At 33.5% G+C, this 18,535-nt stretch carries 19 protein-coding genes and 2 tRNA genes; 16 read left to right on the forward strand and 5 right to left on the reverse strand.

The features are described 5' to 3' along the window. Positions 1-4 precede the first annotated feature (4 nt). The 12 genes from purQ (at position 5) to B2Y85_RS00255 (ending at position 8,527) form a co-directional block, all read left to right on the forward strand. Positions 5-787, forward strand: a complete 783-nt coding sequence (gene purQ / locus B2Y85_RS00200; RefSeq protein WP_372518451.1) for a phosphoribosylformylglycinamidine synthase I — start codon at positions 5-7, stop codon at positions 785-787. A gap of 22 nt (positions 788-809) precedes the next feature. Then, entirely contained in the window at positions 810-1,112 is a 303-nt protein-coding gene (locus B2Y85_RS00205; protein WP_372518452.1) for a hypothetical protein, read from the forward strand. A gap of 12 nt (positions 1,113-1,124) precedes the next feature. Continuing rightward, on the forward strand, positions 1,125-2,414 hold the full coding sequence (gene purD / locus B2Y85_RS00210; RefSeq protein WP_372518453.1) for a phosphoribosylamine--glycine ligase: 1,290 nt from the start codon (positions 1,125-1,127) through the stop codon (positions 2,412-2,414). Continuing rightward, the gene (purE, locus tag B2Y85_RS00215) at positions 2,399-2,932 is read left to right on the forward strand and encodes a 5-(carboxyamino)imidazole ribonucleotide mutase (protein WP_372518454.1); all 534 of its coding nucleotides are present in this window, start codon (positions 2,399-2,401) and stop codon (positions 2,930-2,932) included. The genes purD and purE overlap by 16 nt, the downstream gene beginning before the upstream one ends. Positions 2,933-2,990: 58 nt before the next feature. Next, positions 2,991-4,028: a tRNA 2-thiouridine(34) synthase MnmA gene (mnmA, locus tag B2Y85_RS00220; protein WP_372518455.1), complete on the forward strand. Its 1,038-nt coding sequence runs from the start codon at positions 2,991-2,993 to the stop codon at positions 4,026-4,028. A gap of 14 nt (positions 4,029-4,042) precedes the next feature. Then, complete coding sequence (locus B2Y85_RS00225) at positions 4,043-4,381, forward strand: septum formation initiator family protein (protein WP_372518456.1); 339 nt, start codon at positions 4,043-4,045, stop codon at positions 4,379-4,381. After that, on the forward strand, positions 4,378-5,196 hold the full coding sequence (locus B2Y85_RS00230) for a metal ABC transporter solute-binding protein, Zn/Mn family (RefSeq protein WP_372518457.1): 819 nt from the start codon (positions 4,378-4,380) through the stop codon (positions 5,194-5,196). Before B2Y85_RS00225 ends, B2Y85_RS00230 begins: the two co-directional genes overlap by 4 nt. Beyond that, positions 5,193-5,867: a metal ABC transporter ATP-binding protein gene (locus tag B2Y85_RS00235; RefSeq protein ID WP_372518458.1), complete on the forward strand. Its 675-nt coding sequence runs from the start codon at positions 5,193-5,195 to the stop codon at positions 5,865-5,867. Before B2Y85_RS00230 ends, B2Y85_RS00235 begins: the two co-directional genes overlap by 4 nt. A gap of 313 nt (positions 5,868-6,180) precedes the next feature. Further along, positions 6,181-6,987 (forward strand): metal ABC transporter permease, encoded by an 807-nt coding sequence (locus B2Y85_RS00240; protein WP_372518459.1) that lies wholly within the window; start codon positions 6,181-6,183, stop codon positions 6,985-6,987. Positions 6,988-7,053: 66 nt separating this feature from the next. Further along, a complete protein-coding gene (gene gpmA, locus B2Y85_RS00245; protein WP_372518460.1) occupies positions 7,054-7,803 on the forward strand; it encodes a 2,3-diphosphoglycerate-dependent phosphoglycerate mutase in 750 nt (249 codons plus the stop codon). A 51-nt stretch (positions 7,804-7,854) separates the two neighbouring features. Further along, positions 7,855-7,940: transfer RNA gene (locus tag B2Y85_RS00250), tRNA-Leu, on the forward strand. Between the two features lie 134 nt (positions 7,941-8,074). Beyond that, positions 8,075-8,527: a C-GCAxxG-C-C family protein gene (locus B2Y85_RS00255; RefSeq protein ID WP_372518461.1), complete on the forward strand. Its 453-nt coding sequence runs from the start codon at positions 8,075-8,077 to the stop codon at positions 8,525-8,527. A 274-nt stretch (positions 8,528-8,801) separates the two neighbouring features. On the opposite strand, the gene B2Y85_RS00260 is transcribed toward B2Y85_RS00255, so the two are convergent. Continuing rightward, positions 8,802-8,878 (reverse strand) — tRNA-Met (locus tag B2Y85_RS00260). A gap of 229 nt (positions 8,879-9,107) precedes the next feature. On the opposite strand from B2Y85_RS00260, the gene B2Y85_RS00265 reads away from it, so the two are divergent. Together B2Y85_RS00265 and B2Y85_RS00270 are read left to right on the forward strand one after the other, a co-directional pair. Next, on the forward strand, positions 9,108-10,241 hold the full coding sequence (locus B2Y85_RS00265; protein ID WP_372518462.1) for a glycosyltransferase family 9 protein: 1,134 nt from the start codon (positions 9,108-9,110) through the stop codon (positions 10,239-10,241). Positions 10,242-10,249: 8 nt separating this feature from the next. Further along, positions 10,250-10,948, forward strand: a complete 699-nt coding sequence (locus B2Y85_RS00270) for a glycosyltransferase (RefSeq protein WP_372518463.1) — start codon at positions 10,250-10,252, stop codon at positions 10,946-10,948. Positions 10,949-11,086: 138 nt separating this feature from the next. Here the strand turns inward: B2Y85_RS00270 and rfbD are convergent, their stop codons facing one another. From rfbD to B2Y85_RS00290, 4 genes are all read right to left on the reverse strand, one after another. Further along, the gene (gene rfbD / locus B2Y85_RS00275) at positions 11,087-11,935 is read right to left on the reverse strand and encodes a dTDP-4-dehydrorhamnose reductase (protein ID WP_372518464.1); all 849 of its coding nucleotides are present in this window, start codon (positions 11,933-11,935) and stop codon (positions 11,087-11,089) included. A gap of 324 nt (positions 11,936-12,259) precedes the next feature. Then, positions 12,260-12,820: a dTDP-4-dehydrorhamnose 3,5-epimerase gene (rfbC, locus tag B2Y85_RS00280; RefSeq protein WP_372518465.1), complete on the reverse strand. Its 561-nt coding sequence runs from the start codon at positions 12,818-12,820 to the stop codon at positions 12,260-12,262. Beyond that, positions 12,810-13,325, reverse strand: a complete 516-nt coding sequence (locus B2Y85_RS00285) for a hypothetical protein (protein ID WP_372518466.1) — start codon at positions 13,323-13,325, stop codon at positions 12,810-12,812. Before B2Y85_RS00285 ends, rfbC begins: the two co-directional genes overlap by 11 nt. 3 nt (positions 13,326-13,328) lie before the next feature. Further along, positions 13,329-15,995 (reverse strand): GH36-type glycosyl hydrolase domain-containing protein, encoded by a 2,667-nt coding sequence (locus B2Y85_RS00290; RefSeq protein WP_372518467.1) that lies wholly within the window; start codon positions 15,993-15,995, stop codon positions 13,329-13,331. Positions 15,996-16,380: 385 nt separating this feature from the next. Between B2Y85_RS00290 and B2Y85_RS00295 the strand changes: the two genes are divergently transcribed. Then, complete coding sequence (locus B2Y85_RS00295; RefSeq protein ID WP_372518468.1) at positions 16,381-16,872, forward strand: deoxycytidylate deaminase; 492 nt, start codon at positions 16,381-16,383, stop codon at positions 16,870-16,872. Positions 16,873-17,392: 520 nt separating this feature from the next. Then, a complete protein-coding gene (gene ribD / locus B2Y85_RS00300; protein WP_372518469.1) occupies positions 17,393-18,481 on the forward strand; it encodes a bifunctional diaminohydroxyphosphoribosylaminopyrimidine deaminase/5-amino-6-(5-phosphoribosylamino)uracil reductase RibD in 1,089 nt (362 codons plus the stop codon). The last annotated feature ends 54 nt before the right edge of the window (positions 18,482-18,535 follow it).

Genomic DNA, 18,535 nt, shown 5'->3' on the forward strand with positions numbered 1-18,535 from the left:
TAAAATGAAAAAAATAAAAGTAATTATTATAAGAACGGCAGGAACAAATTGTGATTATGAATTGAAATCGGCATTTGAACTTTGCGGAGCAACAGTCGACAGAGTTCATATAAACGAATTGATATCAAGTAAAAGTAAAATTTTATCTTACGATATTTTAGCGGTTCCGGGAGGCTTTTCCTACGGAGACGATATCGCTTCGGGTAAAATCTTATCAAACGAAATAAAATATAAGTTAGGCGACAATGTTAAAAAGTTTGCATTGTCGGGTAAACCGATAATCGGTATTTGTAACGGTTTCCAAATTCTTGTAAAAATGGGACTTTTACCTAAACCGGAAAAATTCGAACAGATTTCAACATTATCTTACAACGATTCAAATAAATTCGAATGCAGATGGGTTCATTTAAAAACGGAAAAAAAAGCTAACGACAGAACATTATGTTTGTGGACGAGAGATTTGCCCGATGTTATTTCTCTTCCGGTAGCACACGGTGAAGGGAAATTTGTTGCTGATAAAAAGATACTTGATGAAATAGAAAAAAATAATCAGGTAGTATTTAGATATTGCGATAAAAACGGAAAAGATACCGTTTATCCGCAAGATCCGAACGGTTCATTAAATGCAATAGCAGGTATTTGCAATAAAAAAGGTAATGTTTTCGGACTTATGCCTCATCCGGAAAGATATATTTATGCTTTACAACATCCGTCAAGAGAAGGTTACGACGGTGTTTACGGTTGGGGAAAGAAAATATTCCAAAATGCAATAGATTATTTAAAATAAAACAGGGGAAAGGGGTAATAAAATGAAAAGCTGTATTACTTGTCTTTTTCAAGGCGACAACAATGTCGATGTTGAAGGGAACGGAAAAGTTTTTTGTATGGTTGACTGCAAATGGAAAAAGGAACAAGATTCTTGTTCAAACTTTACCGAGTATGCAGATTTGAGTAAAGAATTAAGATGTAAATACGCAATGCAAAAAAGCGGTAAGAATAATAATATCTCGACACTTATAAAGTCGAATTGGTACATAATGATAGCGACTTTTATAATTGCTTTTTTAACATTTTTGGTTGTGGTTAAATTCTTTGATAAGTATATCTTTTAGTGTGGGGCAAAAATGAAATTTTTAGTTATAGGTAACGGCGGAAGAGAACATGCCATTATTTGGAAACTTGCACAGAGCCCGAAAGTAGATAAAATTTATTGTACATTGGGCAATGCGGGAATTTCAAAGCAGGCGGAAATAATAAATATTAAAGTCGACGATTTTGAATCTCTTGCAAAATTTGCAACGGAAAATAAAATAGACTATACATTCGTCGGACCGGAAGTTCCTTTGGCATTGGGAGTTGTAGACTATTTTACTTCCAAAGGTTTAAAAATATTCGGACCTTCGAAAAAGGGTGCATTGCTTGAAGCAAGCAAAAGTTTTGCAAAAGATTTTATGCAAAAATATAATGTGCCTACCGCTGCTTATCATACGTTTACCGACTATAATTCAGCAAAACAATTTCTTGAAACCGAGTGGGAAGAAAATAAAAAAGTTGTTGTAAAAGCGGACGGACTTGCGGCAGGTAAAGGCGTTGTAATGTGCCAAAACAGGCAGGAAGCTCTTGCTGCAATAAAGAATATGATGCAAGATAAATCTTTCGGCTCCGCAGGTGATAAAATAATTTTTGAACAATGGTTGGAAGGGCAGGAAACATCGGTTTTGGTTTTTGTAGACGGCAAACATTTTTCAATAATGCCTGCGGCACAGGATCATAAAAGAGTTTACGACGGAGATAAAGGTTTAAATACCGGCGGTATGGGAGCTTATGCACCTGCCCCGATAGCAACACCGGAACTTTTAAAACAAGTTAAAGAACAGGTAATGCCCAACATTATGAACGGCTTACAAAAAGAAAATATAGATTATAAAGGTATTTTATATATAGGTTTCATGGTAGATAACGGTAAACCTTATGTTTTGGAATTTAATTGCAGGTTCGGAGATCCCGAAACACAAGTTATATTACCGTTACTTGAAACGGATTTGGTAGATATCGTTGAACATACCATTAACGGAACATTAAACGAAATAGATATAAAATGGTCAAAAAAATCGGCTGTATGTGTTGTTCTTGCTTCCGGCGGATATCCTGAAAAATATGAAAAAAACATTAAGATTTTCGGATTGGATACCGTTAAAGAAGATGAAGCAATAGTATTTCATGCCGGAACAAAAAAAGATGAACAGGGTAATGTTTTAACATCCGGCGGAAGAGTTTTGGTATTAACAGCTATTGCAGACGATATAAAATCGGCAATAGATAAAGTTTATGCGGTAATACCTAAAGTTACTTTCGATAAAATGCATTATAGAAAAGATATTGCACAGAGGGCATTAAAATGGATAAACAAATAGATGTTGCAGTTATAATGGGTTCGGATTCCGATTTACCGGTAGTTGCCGAAACTTTAAAAATATTCGATAAGTTCGGTATTAAATATTCCGTAAATATTGCTTCCGCACACAGAACGGCTGAATTTGTTAAACAGTGTGTAAATAATGCCGTTACAAACGGTGCAAAGGCTTTTATAGCTGTTGCGGGAATGTCTGCGGCTCTTCCGGGGGTTGTAGCTTCGGAAACAATTCTTCCCGTAATAGGTGTTCCTATGGAAGGGAAAGCTCTTTCCGGAATGGATGCTCTTTTTTCCATAGCACAAATGCCGCCTTCAATACCGGTAGCATGTATGTCTATAGGTAAAGCGGGTGCAAAAAATGCAGCGATATTTGCTTTAGAAATTATTGCTGTAAGCAATAAAGCTGTTTCGGAAAAACTGTTACAATACAGAAAAGAAATGAAAGAACAAATTCTAAGTAAAGACGAAAAATTAAATAAAATCGGTTATCAAAAATACTTGGAAGAAACAAAAAAATAACACATATCATCTGTCATCCCGCACTCGATGCGGGATCTTGTCAATATTATGGTTTAAAATGAAAAAAGTTTTAGTAGCATTATCCGGCGGAGTAGATTCTTCCACAACTGCTTATTTGTTAAAACAACAAGGATTTGATGTTTCCGCCCTTACATTGAAGTTATACGATTCTCACTCGAGAGCATCCGTATCTTTACAGGCAATAGAAGATGCCAAGAAAGTTTGCGATTTTTTAAATATCAAACATTATGTGCTCGACTTACAAAAAGAATTTCAAGATACTATCATAAATAATTTTATAACGTCTTATTTGTCTGCAACAACACCGAATCCGTGTATACTTTGTAACGAAAAAATAAAGTTCGGGCTTTTGCTCGACTATGCAAAAAAAGAAGGATTCGATTATTTGGCTACAGGCCATTATGCAAAGATAGAAAAAACGGACGATGAATATAAATTGAAAATCGGTAAAGATAAATCTAAAGATCAAACATATTTTCTTTACAGATTAACACAAAATGAACTTAAAAACTTAATGTTTCCTTTGGCGGATTATACGAAAGAAGAAATAAGAAACATAGCGACTTCCGCAAATCTTCCTGTTGCCAATAAACCGGATAGTCAGGAAATTTGTTTTATAGAAAAAACTTATCACGAGTTCTTGCAAAAAAATATAAAAGATTTTAATAAAAAAGTGTTACCGGGACTTATCGTCGATGTTAACGGTAAAAAACTCGGTAAACATAAGGGATTGATTTTTTATACAATCGGGCAAAGAAGCGGGCTCGGTATAACGACTCCCGAACCTGTATATGTTCTTAAAATGGATAAAGCAACAAATACACTTATTGTGGGAACAAAAAAAGATGTTTTTTCAAGAGTTGCAAAAATCAAAGATATAACATTTGTATCGAATAAATTCGACGGTAATAATTTTAAAGCCGATGTTAAAATAAGAAGAATGCATGAACCGGCATCGGCACTTATTTCCAAAGATATAATATTGTTCAATAATGAACAAGCTTCCGTTACACCGGGACAATCCGCGGTATTTTATGACGGTCCTTATGTTATCGGTGGTGGAATTATAATTTAATTAAGAGAAAAAATATGAAAAAAGAAGAAAGAAGTAAAGCTGTTTTTAAATATATTGTGATAGGAATAATCTTTATTACATTTTTATGTATTATTTTTAATTCTTCCACATCCCAATTTATTTCAAGGTTAATTGAAATTCATAAGCTTAAAACAAATACGGAAAAACTTATAAATGAAAACGAAAAATACGAAAAGAGACTAAATTATTTAAAAACGAAACCGAAAGAAATAGAAAAAGAAGCAAAAATTGTTTTTGATGTCGTTGCGGAAAACGAAATGGAATTTGTTTTTGAAGAAGATTCTCAAAAAGAAGAACCGGAAAAAGAAACAAATAAAGAGGCAAAACAATGAAATTGAAAATATTAGTTTTAATATCGGCTCTTTTTCTTCTTCCCAATATCATTTTTGCTTATTCGAATCCGGCTATTGATAAAAAAATAAAAATAGCCGTTACAACTTCAAATTTGGCTGATCTTTTAGATGAAATATGTAAAGATAAAATAGAAGTTTTTACCATTATTCCTACCTCGATATGTCCAGGAAGTTACGATATCGATGCCAAAACAATAAAAGAAATCAATAAGTGTAATATAGTTTTATATCATCATTGGCAACCGTGGATTAAAGATTTAAAATACAAAATAACCAGATTGGGTATGGTCTACAGAGAATTAAAAACAAGAGGAAATTATATGATTCCTTATATAAATTTAAGAGCCGCACGGGAATTGTTAGACTTGTTATCTATTTGGGATAGCGATAATAAAGATTTTTATGAACAGAACTTTTTGGATTATTCTTTCAGAGTAAATTTTTTAGCGGAAGAAATAGCAAAAAACGGTTACAACAAATATAACGAAAAAATTGTGTGCAACTCGCAGATATCAACTTTCATGGAATGGTTGGGCTTTGATATTGTTATGTCGTACGGTAAATCAAGCAATATGTCGTCAGCGGAAATGTTAATGCTTACGAAAAAAATAAAAAAAGAAAAAGTTAAATATGTCGTGGATAATTTGCAGGCGGGAACCGATGTCGGCAGAACACTGGCAGAAGATTTAAAAATGAATCATATCATTATAAGCAATTTTGTTCTCGGCAGATCTTATATAAATACTTTAAAAAACAATATCGATAAAATAAATAAGGCACTGGAACAAAAATGATTCCTTCCGCTATATCTCTATCAAATGTAAATCTTATATATTCCGATAAATATATACTCAAAAACATAAATCTGAATATAAATAAAGGTGATTGTGTAAGTATATCCGGTCATAACGGTGCGGGGAAAACCACATTGTTTAAAATAATCAACGGTTTAGTAAAACCCACGAGCGGAACAATCAAAATATTTAATAATAATTCGGATAACGAAATAAAAAAAAGAATCGGCTATATTCCGCAGATAAATAAATTTGAAGAAAATGTTCCTATAACGGTTAAGCAGGTTATAGAAATAGGAATAACGGCAAGGAAAGGGATATTTAAAAAATTATCGAAACAAGACAACTTGCTTGTTGAAAATATTGCCGCAAAACTTGATATACATAAATTGTTGAATACCCCTGTAGGAAAACTGTCCGGCGGGGAAATGCAAAAAGTATCGATAGCAAGAGTTTTGGCACAACAGGCCGATATTATCTTGTTGGATGAACCGTTATCCAATCTTGATATAAAATCTCAAAAAAATATTATTGAAATTATAGAAGATATACATTCTGATAAAGAGCATACTCTTTTAATTGTATTGCATAATTTAGAACAAAAACCGAAATGTTGTAACAGGGAAATCGTTCTTGAAAAAGGCGAAATCGTAAATTATAAATTGTCATAATGTCTGTCATCCCGCACTTGATGCGGGATCTTCGGATGATTTGCCCTTGTAAGGTGGGCAAACATTCCGCGCAACGTCTCGCTGTTTGTCGTTCTAAACTATAAGCTTTAAGCAAAAAATCCGCAGGATTTTTTAATAAGCTCTAAGCTGCCGTTGGTAGTTTATAGTTGGTCGTTTGTCGTTAAGTCTGTCATCCCGCACTTGATGCGGGATCTCGTTGTTGTCGTTCTAAACTTTAAGTTTTAAGCTTTAAGCAAAAAATCCGCAGGATTTTTTAATAAGCCATAAGCTAAAATTACGGAGTAATTTTTTCATGTTCGAACTTTTAGACTTTTTTAATTATTCTTTTTTTAACAGAGCAATAATATTATCGATTTTAGCGGGCTTGTCCTGCGGAATTATCGGTGTGTGGATATTATTGTTAAATATTCCGTTTATCGGTGTTACCATTGCACATTGTGCATTTGCCGGTGCAATAGTAGGTTTGTTTCTCGGAATTAATCCTGTTTTGTCCGGATTTGTGTTTTGTATATTGGCGGCATTTATGATAAATCCTATATCCAGGAGAATAAAAAGCCAAAATAACATTTCAATAAATTTATTGTTTTCTTTCAGTATTGCTGTAGCTTTCATTTTTGCGGGTTTATTCAAAGAACATATAACCGATTTATTCAGCTTATTTTGGGGAAACTTATTAATATCCACATTAAGCGATGTATTTGTAAATACCGTTATCACAATAATATTAATATTGTTTGCAATTTTCTTTCACAGGGGAATAATTGCACTGTTTTTCAGCAGAGAAATTTCAAAATCATGCGGAATACCGGAAAATTTAATTTTTACTTTGATGGTATTATTGTTATGTTCTACGATAAGTATAAACTTAAAATCCATCGGCGGACTTTTAATATACAGCTTAATATCGTTGCCGGCGGCTACGGCATACCAACTTACTTACAGTTTAACAAAAATGTATTTGTTATCGGTATTTTTTGCCGTATCGGCTTGTGTTACGGGTTTGTTTATTTCCACATTTTTTTCTATACCGGTCGGAGCAACGATAATATTGGTTTCCTGCATAATTTTTATTATATCTTTACTTTATAAAAAAAGATAATAAAATGCTATAATAATTAAGATACATTATTAATAATAAATTAAGAATATACGGGAGGATGTAAAGATGTACAAATTAGTTTTGATTAGACATGGCGAAAGTGTTTGGAACAAAGAAAACAAATTTACCGGATGGACAGATGTTGATTTATCCGAAAAAGGAACTCAGGAAGCAATAAAAGCAGGTCAAGATTTAAAGAAAGAAGGTTTTTCTTTTGATTTAGCATATACTTCCGTTTTGAAAAGAGCTATAAAAACTTTAAATAATGTTTTGGAACAAATGGATTTGTTATGGATACCTGTAGAAAAATCTTGGAGATTGAACGAAAGACATTACGGTTCTTTACAAGGTTTGAATAAAGCAGAAACAGCCGCAAAGTTTGGTGAAGCACAAGTAAAAATTTGGAGAAGAAGTTATGATACTCCGCCTGAACCTCTTTCAACAAGTGATGAAAGATATGCAGGTAACGATCCGAGATATAAAAACGTTGATAAAAAAGATATTCCTTTAACGGAATGTTTAAAAGATACGGTTGCAAGAGTTATACCTTTTTGGAACAGTGAAATTGCTCCTAAAATAAAAGAAGGTAAGAAAATAATTATAGCTGCTCACGGTAACAGCTTAAGAGCATTGGTAAAATATTTGGACAATATCAGCGATGAAAATATCGTTAATTTAAATATTCCTACAGCAATGCCTTTGGTTTATGAATTGGACGAAAACTTAAAACCTATTAAGAGTTATTATGTAGGTGATCCTGAAGCAGTTAAAAAAGCTATGGAAGCTGTTGCAAATCAGGGAAAAGTACAGAAGTAGTTTTTGTTTTATTGACTAAAAAAAAATTATAATGTAAAATAATTGGACATTGCCGAGGTGGTGGAATTGGCAGACACGTGAGACTCAAAATCTCAAGTTGCTTAGGCGGCGTGCGGGTTCAAGTCCCGCCCTCGGCACTTCCGAAAAATGTTCAATTAAAAGTTATATAAAGAAACAGCAACTCATATCCGAGTTGCTGTTTCTTGTTATATAGATAAAAAGTTAAAAATAATGTAAACTTAACTTAAATTAAGTTTAACGGGGTTTTAATATGACAAAGCAGGAACAAGCACAAGAATATTTCAGAAAAGGATATAATTGCTCACAGTCCGTATTTGCTGCATTTTGTCAAGATTTAGGTATGGATTTGGAAACCGGTTTAAAACTATCTTCTTCTTTCGGCGGCGGTATGGGGGGATTAAGACAAGTTTGTGGTGCTGTAACGGCAATGTTTATGATTGCAGGGTTAAAATACGGTTATATAGACAGCCAAGATATGAATTTGAAGAATCAACATTATAAGTTGATACAAAATTTGGCAAAACAATTTACCGATAAATTCGGAACTGTAATTTGTAAAGAGTTGTTAATGTCACTTGCCAATATCAAAAAAGATGTTTCCATGCCGGAAAAAAGAACTCCGGAATATTATAAAGTAAGACCATGCGAAAGATTTGTCGTTTATGCCGCGGAACTGACAGAAAAAATGCTGAACAGCAGATAAATATCTTTTAAAATTTTCATTTGAAAAGTACGATAAAAGCTGTCCATGAATGCAAAAATTTTTAAAGTAAAAAACTATAAATTTAAAAAGTTTTTTAGTGCGAACATGATTGAAGATTTTTCCGTTACATTAGGTCGTTAGGAAAAATCAAGTTGGAGTACGGCTTTAAAAATTTTAAATGAATAGCTTTTGTACTTGAAAATGAGAAATTTTAAAAATAAGTACTTGTAAGTAAAAAAAAACTTATGCTTTTAGCATAAGCCTTTTTTTTAAATGGTTGCGGGGGCAGGATTTGAACCTACGACCTTCAGGTTATGAGCCTGACGAGCTACCGGGCTGCTCCACCCCGCGATTCCTTACAACTAATATCCAATTATTTTATATTTTTAAATCTTTTTTGTCAACATCACAACGGCTGTTTGTAGTTGTTGTCATCCCGCACTTGATGCGGGATCTCGCCGTTATCGCCGTTCCGCCGTTTCCAATCCTCTAATCTTCCAATCTTCCAATCCTCCAATCCTCCAATCCTCCAATCCCTCAATTTTGCAAAGCAAAATTTAATATGCTAAAATCAAAAATTATGAAAAAACTAAATTATAAGTTATATTCAGACTGTATAAATTTTCCTTTGGACAGGCCGTGCAAATATCAAAAAGAAAACGGTGCTGTCTGTTCTTCATGTAAAAAGTATGTTTCCGTAAACAAAAAATCAAAACAAACAAAAATTTTGATTGTTAAATTAGGTGCAATGGGCGATGTTTTAAGAACAACTTTTATATTGGAAGGATTAAAAGAAAAGTATAAAAATTCCACAATAGATTGGTTGGTAGACAAAAAAAATGTTGATGTCTTAGTCGGAAACAAATATATAGACATTATTATTCCCAACGATAACAAAGTTTTTGAATTCTTGTCTTCAACAAAATACGATATAGTTATAAACTTGGACTTATCGCCTGAAAGTTTATCTTTTACCAAACTTGTTTTTGCGGATAAAATAATCGGATACTATCTCGATAAATCAAGAAAAATAGTCGGTTCAAACGAATATGCAAAAAAATGGTTGCCTGCAAGTGCTTACGACAATTTAAAGAAAGAAAACGAACACACTTACCAATATTGGATGGCAAATATTTGTGAACTTAAAAAAGATAATTATGAAATTGTTGTTCCTATATCAAAAGAAGCCGAACAAAAAGCAAAAAAATTAAAATCTTCATTGAAATTAAACAAGAACAAAGTTATAGGTATTAACCCGAGTGCGGGAAAAAGATGGGTTATGAAAAAATGGAGAATAGAAAAATATATAAAACTTATAAAAATTTTATCGTCTAAAGATTACAATATTTTATTGCTCGGCGGTAAAGATGATGAAGAAGAAATAAAATTAATACTTAAACAGAAAATTAAAAATGTATATTCTACCGGAACGGATAATTCCGTTCAAGAATTTTTTGCGATGGTGGATTTGTGCGATTTGGTCGTTTGCGGAGATACAATGGCAATGCATGCGGCTTTAGGCTTGAAAAAGAATGTTGTTGCTATTTTCGGACCTACATCATACAACGAAATTGAAATGTATGGCAGGGGAATAAAAATTGTATCAATGGAATGTAATTGCTGTTACAAACCGGATTGCAACAAAAAAGTAAAATGTATGGATAAAGTTTCTGTAGAAAATGTTTTGGATGCTATACAAACTTATATTTATTAGAGGATAACATGGATACTTTGGCAGTTGTTTGTACTTATAATGAAGCAACAAATATAAAAACAGTTGTAAACGATATATTGAATTGCGGAGTTGAAGATATAGAAGTTCTTGTTGCAGATGATGTTTCACCCGACGGAACATACAAAATTGTAGAAGAAATGGCAAAAGAAAATCCTAAAGTACATTTGTTGTTAAGAAAAGAAAAAAGAGGCAGAGGATATGCCGGAATAGATGCTTTCAAGTGGGGGATACAAAAAGGTTACAAATATATTGTCGAATTAGACGGTGACGGTTCACACAATCCTAAATATATTAAAGATTTCAGAGAACTTATAAACAGTTGTGATGTTGTTATCGGTTCAAGATATGTTAAAGGCGGTTCCGATACACAAAGAGGTTTCTTAAGACAAATAGTAAGTCATCTTTCAAGAAGATATTTACAGTTTTGTATAGGAGTAAAAGTTGCGGATGCTACATCCGGATATAGAATGTTTAAGAAAGAAATTGTAGAACAATATATAGATAAATTAAAAGCTTCCGATCCGTTTATTGTAACGGAAATGCTCTACTATGCAAAGAAAACAAAAGCAAATATTAAGGAATATCCTATAGCATTTTTGGAAAGAGCTTCCGGAACATCCAAATTAAAAACATTCACTTTAATAAAATATCTTTTTAAAGTAATAAAATTAAGAATTTTAGCTTAAAGCCTATTAAAAAATTCTACGAATTTTTTGCTTATAGTTTAGAACGGCAACGGCGAGACGTTGCGCGGAATGTTTGCCCACCTTACAAGGGCAAATCATCCGAAGATCCCGCATCAAGTGCGGGATGACAACTACAAACTATAAACTGAAAAAATTGTTTTGTAACAATTTTTTTAAAGAAATGTTCCATTCGGGAATTGTTATATTTAACTCTTTTGATATCTTTTTATTAGACATTGCCGTAAATAGCGGCCTTTGAACTTTGGAATTGAAACTTGCCATGGGAACAGGCACTATTTCATTATCGAAGTTATTGAGTTTTACAAATTCTTTAGCTAATTCATATCTTGAACATTTTCCGGAATTTGTAAGATGAAATAAACCGGACAAATTGTTGTCTAATGCTTTCATTATTGTATCTGCTATATCAAAACTAAAACACGGCACGGAAACTTCATCACTTGAAACTTTAACTGTTTTATTGTTTTTTAACCATCCGGATAATTTAAATAAGAAATTTTGTTGTCCTTCACCTATAACCCAACTTAACCTGCAAACTAAACTATTACTGTATTTGAGTGCTTCTTGTTCACCTGCAAGTTTACTTTTTCCGTATTCGTTTAAAGGGTTTGTTTTATCGGTTTCAACATATAAATCATTTTTTGTTCCGTCGAAAACATAATCTGTTCCGAAATGAACAAATTTTGCATTATATTTCTTGGCTTCATCAACCAAATTAGTTACGGCAGTTTTGTTTATTAAAAAAGCTTTTGTGTTGTTTTGTTGAGCGGCTTCCACATTGTTATATGCGGCACAATTTATAACCACATCGGGATTATATTGGGAAAAGATATTGGATATTTTTTCTTTGTTTGTTATATCAAGGTCTTGTTCTGTCGGTGCAATAAAATCAATGTTTGATTCCGTAAATTTTTTAATAAATGCTTTTGCTAACTGTCCGGAACTTCCGGTAATTATATATTTCATATCAAAACCTTGTTTGTAGTTTTTGTCTGTCATCCCGCACTTGATGCGGGATCCCGCCGTTGTTGTTAAACTATAAGCTTTAAGCTATAAGCTCTAAGCTTGTCGTTGCCTTTTCCATCCCTCTATACTTCCATCCCTCTATACCTCTGCCGTTTCGCCGTTCCCATCTGTCATCCCGCACTTGATGCGGGATCTTCGGATGATTTGCCCTTGTAAGGTGGGCAAACATTCCGCGCAACGTCTCGCCGTTGCCGTTATAAACTATAAGCTTTAAGCGAAAAATCCACAGGATTTTTCTATAAGCTAAAAATTGCTCCGCAATTTTTAAAGTTTGTACTCAAAATTGTGTTCTGCAAATTCAAATGTAGGATAAACCAAATCTTTCTTTGAAAGTTTCGGATTTATTGTATGCCAATCAATTTTCAAAAAAGGATCGTTATACAAAATTCCTCTTTCGTGTTCGGGGGAATAAATGTTTGAACAATAATATTCAAAATCAACCTCATCGGATAAAACCTCAAACCCGTGAGCAAATCCTTCCGGAATAAAAAGCATATTTTGTCCTTCCGGTGAAAGTTCCGCACCTACCCATTTACCGAAAGTGGAAGAGCCGACTCTTAAATCTACGGCAACATCAAATATTCTTCCGTGTATTACTCTAACCAACTTTGCTTGAGCAAATGGTGCAAGTTGATAATGTAATCCTCTTAAGACGCCTTTTGTAGAGTGTGAGAAATTTATTTGTTTTACATTTAAATCTATTCCCGAATTTTTAAAGTCGGGTACTTTAAATACTTCCTCAAAAAAACCTCTGTCGTCTTTAAATTTTACCGACTCGATTAACACAACATCTTTAATTTTTAAATTGAAAAATTTAAATGGCATGATATTCACCTTTAAATTGATGTTTAAATGTTTCTCCGGTTACAAACTCTATTTCTTCTTCGTTAATTTTCATTATTGCATTTCCGTCAACAATTTCTAATGTTACCGAATTATCCTTTTCGTCGTGTTTTAAAGAAAATACCGTATCTGCACTCATTTGTGCTATCGTAGTAGAATTAAAATATATCAAAATCGGTCCCGATCTTGAATTTTCTATCTTAGAAAACATTAACACATTTGTTATAGGATGTTTCGAAACAAAAAGACCTTGCCTGTTCTTTAAAACTATACCCGCAGAATGATAATTTAAAATTAACATTCCGTTTGCAATAATTTTTGAAGAATACGGTATATCCGGAACATCTTCGGCTACTGTGTAAGTTTTTACATCTCCGTCAGGGGAAACAATATCCATGGAATTAACAATTACTCTCACATTTAATGTGTCCGAATAACCTATACAAGCAATACATAACAATAAAAATAAAATTAAAAACTTTTTCATATTCTATCCCAATATTACGGTAACTTTATGAGTTCCTGATTTAAACGGTTTTATAATATTACCTTCAATTTTTTTACCGTCAACAATTATTTCTTTTGCTGTTGAATTTTTCTTTAATTTCGGATTTTCAAAACTTATATCATAGTTTGCATTTCTGAATTTTATAAATAATTTACATTTTTGAAAATCTTTATTTGCAGGTAAATGCGGATCTATAGATAACCCTTCAAAAACGCCCTTTACACCGAAGAAAAAGTTTTGGAAAGCATATCTCGTCCAAGCACAAGATCCTGTAAGAACAGGATATTCACCTCTTCCTGCAATGTTCGGATTATCGTTGGAAATATAATATTCCGGTATCCACGGACCTGTTCTTATTATTTCGTGTTCGTGATTTAAAGGATTTATTCCGGAAAATACTTTATAAGCTAAATCGGGCATTCCTTGTTTTATTAAAGCCCAAACAAAGAACAAGTTTGCATGAGAAAATAAAGCATTGTTTTCTTTTGTTCCCGGAGCAAATCCTGTTATTCTTCCTATGGCTTTATTGAATTTCGTATAAGCGGGATAATTTAATTTTAATGCACCGGTTGTTGTATCGAACAAATATTTAAATACTGAATCTATAACGGTTTGTTCCGCACCGATTTTCTTTGCACCGCCGGAAACAAGTGACCAAGTTTGCGGCATTAACATCATTTCAAAATCGTTTGATGTAGGATTCTTTTTGTTTAATGCAGATTTATTCCAAATTGTATCTACAGGTTTTCCGTCTGCGAAAATGTATCCGCTGTAATAATATCCGTTGAAAGCTTTTTTGTTTGCATTATCTATAACAAACTGAGCTTTTGTTCTTAAATCTTTCAATATTTTAGAAATTTTAACTTTAACCTTTTTACCGGAAATTGCATCGTTAACTTTACTTAAATATTTTGCCAAAACAGCTTGTCTTTGTTTTGCCGGAATATCTTTTGCTTTGTCGTCAAAGTTTTGGATAAGGTCTGCCAATTCCGCAAAAACTTCTATTTCTTTAATATTTAAATCGTTAGCTGTCTTTTCCAACAAGTCTGCAATTTCGTTACAATTTTGTGCAAGTGCGAAAGAGAACGTTACATTTTCACCTTTAACTTGATCGACTGCATCGTTCCAATCGGCTCTTTTTTGTTTTAAAAGATTGTTGTTTCCTACATCATAAAACATTGTTTCTATTTGAACAAGCATATGTTCAATAACCGTTCCGGTATATTTTTTGCCGGATGTTGTTTTTTGATTTTCGATATAACCTTTTTTCCATTTATCGTTTTTTGATTCGCCTCTGTTTTGATAACAATCTTTAAAGTAACCTATTCCGTCTCTGAACAAGAATTTTTTGTCACCTAAAAAGTTTGCAAGTATCATAACCGTTTGTGCCGTCCAATAAGGATGATCGCACCACAAACCGTTAACTTCGTCGCTGCCGAATTCTTTTGTTCTTGCGAAAAATCTCGTAGCGTTTGTTCCGTCAAGTCTTATACCTTCAAGAGTTTTCATTGTTCTTTCTTCAAGACCTTTCGGATCTATTACTGTTGCCGCCATCATGTCTTGCCAAAAATCTCTCCAACCTGCAAAGTCTGAACCGTAATCCGTTTGAGGATGTGCGGTGTTTCCGAACCAATATCTCATAGATAATTGGTAGCACCACCAATTGTTCCACAAATTATCAAACTCTTTGTTTGCTGTTGTTATTTGTACTCTCGATGCTCTTTCCTGCCAGTATTTATTTAAATCATCAAATGCTTTAACTGCATTCTTATAAGAATATTTTTTTATTAATTTGTCTGCATCTTTGCTGCCCGTAAATGTTATACCGTTTATTACAACAAAGCTTACTGTTTTTCCTGCAGGAATTTTTATCTTTTTAAATTCTATCGCACCTACCGCTTCTTTACCGTAACATTGTTTTTGCGGAGCAATGTCATTTAATATTGAATCCGGCTTTAACCACATATTGTTAGGTCCGAGGAAAGTTTCTCTGTCGGAATAAAATCTGTTACCTTTTTTACCTGTTTGAGTTTCCGCACTCATAAAGTAACAAATATCACTTGAATCGGTTGAACCTTCTATCCATTCAAGTCCGGGAAGAATTTTTATACTGTTTTTTACTTCGCTTTTATTATAAAGTCTTACAACATCTCTGTGATATTCAACATAAGCTCTGCTTCCGCCGTAAATAGGTACCGTGGGGATAAAATCTATAACTTTATCTTTTTTAGAATTGTTTGTAATATCTACGAGCCACAATTCCGCCATTTCTTCCAACGGAACAAATATTGTAGTTTTAACATCTAAATTTAATTTCTTGGATGAACCGTAAAAGTTTACGTAACCCAACCCCATTTCGTATTTCGGGTTGGATGTTTGTTTGTCTGTTAAATCATAATTGTTAACAAGCCAGGTTTGTTTTCCTTCTCTTATCCAAATAAATCTTGCTTGTCCTTTAGGAAAGTTCGGACCGTCGAATTCACCGAACATTCTCGTATAATCAAAACCCGAAAAACCTCTTAAAAAATTATCACATATAGAAAAATATTTCGGGCAGTTTGCTATCATGTGAATTAAAGGTTGTTTTAAACTTCTTGCATCTTTTACTACACATTGTCCTTGCTTATCGTAAGACCATAAATTTTTCATTTTTATCTCCGTAAAAGAAATATATATATAAATAACATATATCTTAAATATTTTACCTAAATAAGAATATTTTGTCTATGCTCGCCGTTGGTAGTTTTCAATCCTCCAATCCTCTGTCGTTTCCGTCTGTCATCCCGCACTCGATGCGGGATCTCGCCGTTATCGCCGTTCCGCCGTTGCCGTTAGTAGTTACTAATCCTCCAATCTTCCAAAAACGCTTTGCGATTTTTAATAAGCCCTAAGCTGCCGTTCTGTCATCCCGCACTTGATGCGGGATCTCGTCGTTGTCGTTAAACTCTAAGCTTGTCGTTGCCTTTTCCATCCCTCTATCCCTCTGCCGTTCCGGTTTGACAATAATATTAAAATTTTTGTTTAATCTTTAATTATGGAAAACATAGAAAAAATATCAAGACCGTCTTGGGACGAATATTTTATGAAACTTGCATGGCTTGTTGCCGAAAGGTCAACTTGTGTAAGACACCATGTAGGAGCGGTTATCGTAAGAGATAAAAGAATTTTAACTACCGGTTACAATGGTGCTGCAGCAGGCACAAAAGATTGTTTGGAACTCGGTTGTTTAAGAAATGAACTAAATATTCCGTCCGGAACAAGACACGAAATTTGCAGAGCTATTCATGCTGAACAAAATGCAATAATTCAAGCAGGAACTCATGGCATAAACATAAACGGAGGAACATTGTATTGCACACATTCACCGTGCATATTATGTGCGAAAATGATAGCAAATGCAAAAATTAAAAGAGTTGTTATGAGTATAGAATATCCGGACGAAACTTTTCAAAAATTGTTTAAAGAAGCCGGAATAGAATATGTTTCTATGCCGATACCGGATCTTGCAATAACTCAAAAAAAATAATAACGATAGCTTATAATTTATAGCTGTCGTTGCCGTTTGTCGTTGTTGTCATCCCGCACTTGATACGGGATCTTCGGATGATTTGCCCTTGTAAGGTGGGCAAACATTCCGCGCAACGTCTCGGTGTTGTCGTTCTAAACTTTAAGCTTTCAGCTTTAAGCTATAAACTAAAAAATTGCTTTGCAATTTTTTATTAAAAGTAGTAGAATAAATAAAACTAAATAATTCTTCGGGGGAAGGTGAAATTCCTTACCGGTAGTGATCTGTTGTCATCCCGCACTTGATGCGGGATCTCTTAAAAACAGTAAGCCTACGACTTCGCCATAACAGGTGAACTGAATCCGTGTAATTCGGATGCCGACGGTGAATGAAACTTTGAAAAATAAGTTTGTCATCCCGCACTTGATGCGGGATCTCGCAGTTAAAATCATTGTTTCATGTAGTCCGGATGAGAGAAGATGCAATATGCTTTTTAGCCGTTCCCGAAAAATTATTTTATATTTTCGGGGTTTTTTATTTTATGAACAAATTACAAGAACATAAAAAATATATGCAATTGGTATTGTCCTTGGCAAAAAAAGGAGACGGATATGTGTTTCCCAATCCTATGGTGGGAGCAATACTTGTTAAAGACGGCAAAATAATTTCAAAAGGTTATCATAAATATTTCGGTGCGGATCATGCCGAAGCACAAGCAATAAAAACTTCACCTGTAAATGTTGAAGGTGCTGCATTATATGTTAACTTGGAACCGTGCAACAATTGGGGGAAATGTCCTCCTTGTGTAGATTTAATAATAAAATCAAAAATAAAAACAGTTGTTTGTGCCATGAAAGATCCGAATCCCTTAACCGGCGGGAAAAGTTTTAAGAAATTAAAATCCGCGGGAATAACTGTAATTAACGGTGTGTTGGAAAAACAAGCAATACAATTAAATAAAGAATATATCAATCGTATAAGAAAAGCTAAACCGTATATCCTTGTAAAATCAGCGGTTTCGTTGGACGGAAAAATTGCAGCGTCTACCGGCGATTCGAAATGGATATCCAACGAACAATCAAGAAAATTTTCACATAAGTTAAGAACGCAGTTTGATGCAATATTAGTTGGTACAAATACAGTATTAAAAGATAATCCGATGTTATCTGCAAGAGGTTACGGTAAAAATCCTATAAGAGTGGTTTTGGATGAAAAATTAAAAATTCCTTCAAACTACAATGTTGTTGACGGAACAATACCTACAATTATTTTGTACGACGAAAATATAAAAAAAATTCCGAAACATTTTAATAAAGATTGCATAAAATTGGTTGCAATAAATTTTAAGAAAGCAAAAAAAGATTTTAATGTAGTAATAGAAAAATTAAACAAGATGGCTTTAAAAAGAATTATGATTGAAGGTGGCGGGGAAATAAATGCATCCGTTTTAAAAACAGGTAAAGCGGATGAAATTTTATTGTTTGTTGCTCCTATAATAGTAGGAGGAAGAACGGCAAAAACTTTCGTTGAAGGCGACGGAGTAAAATATATAAAAGATTCCTTGAAATTTAAGAAAGTAGAAGTTAAAAAATTTGGTACGGATGTCGTTATTTCCGCAAAGCGAAAATAACTAAGCTTGTAGTTGGTAGTTTGTAGTTGTCATCCCGCACTTGATGCGGGATCT

The organism is Candidatus Ruminimicrobiellum ovillum (assembly GCF_002392975.1).
GTDB lineage: Bacteria > Elusimicrobiota > Endomicrobiia > Endomicrobiales > Endomicrobiaceae > Ruminimicrobiellum > Ruminimicrobiellum ovillum.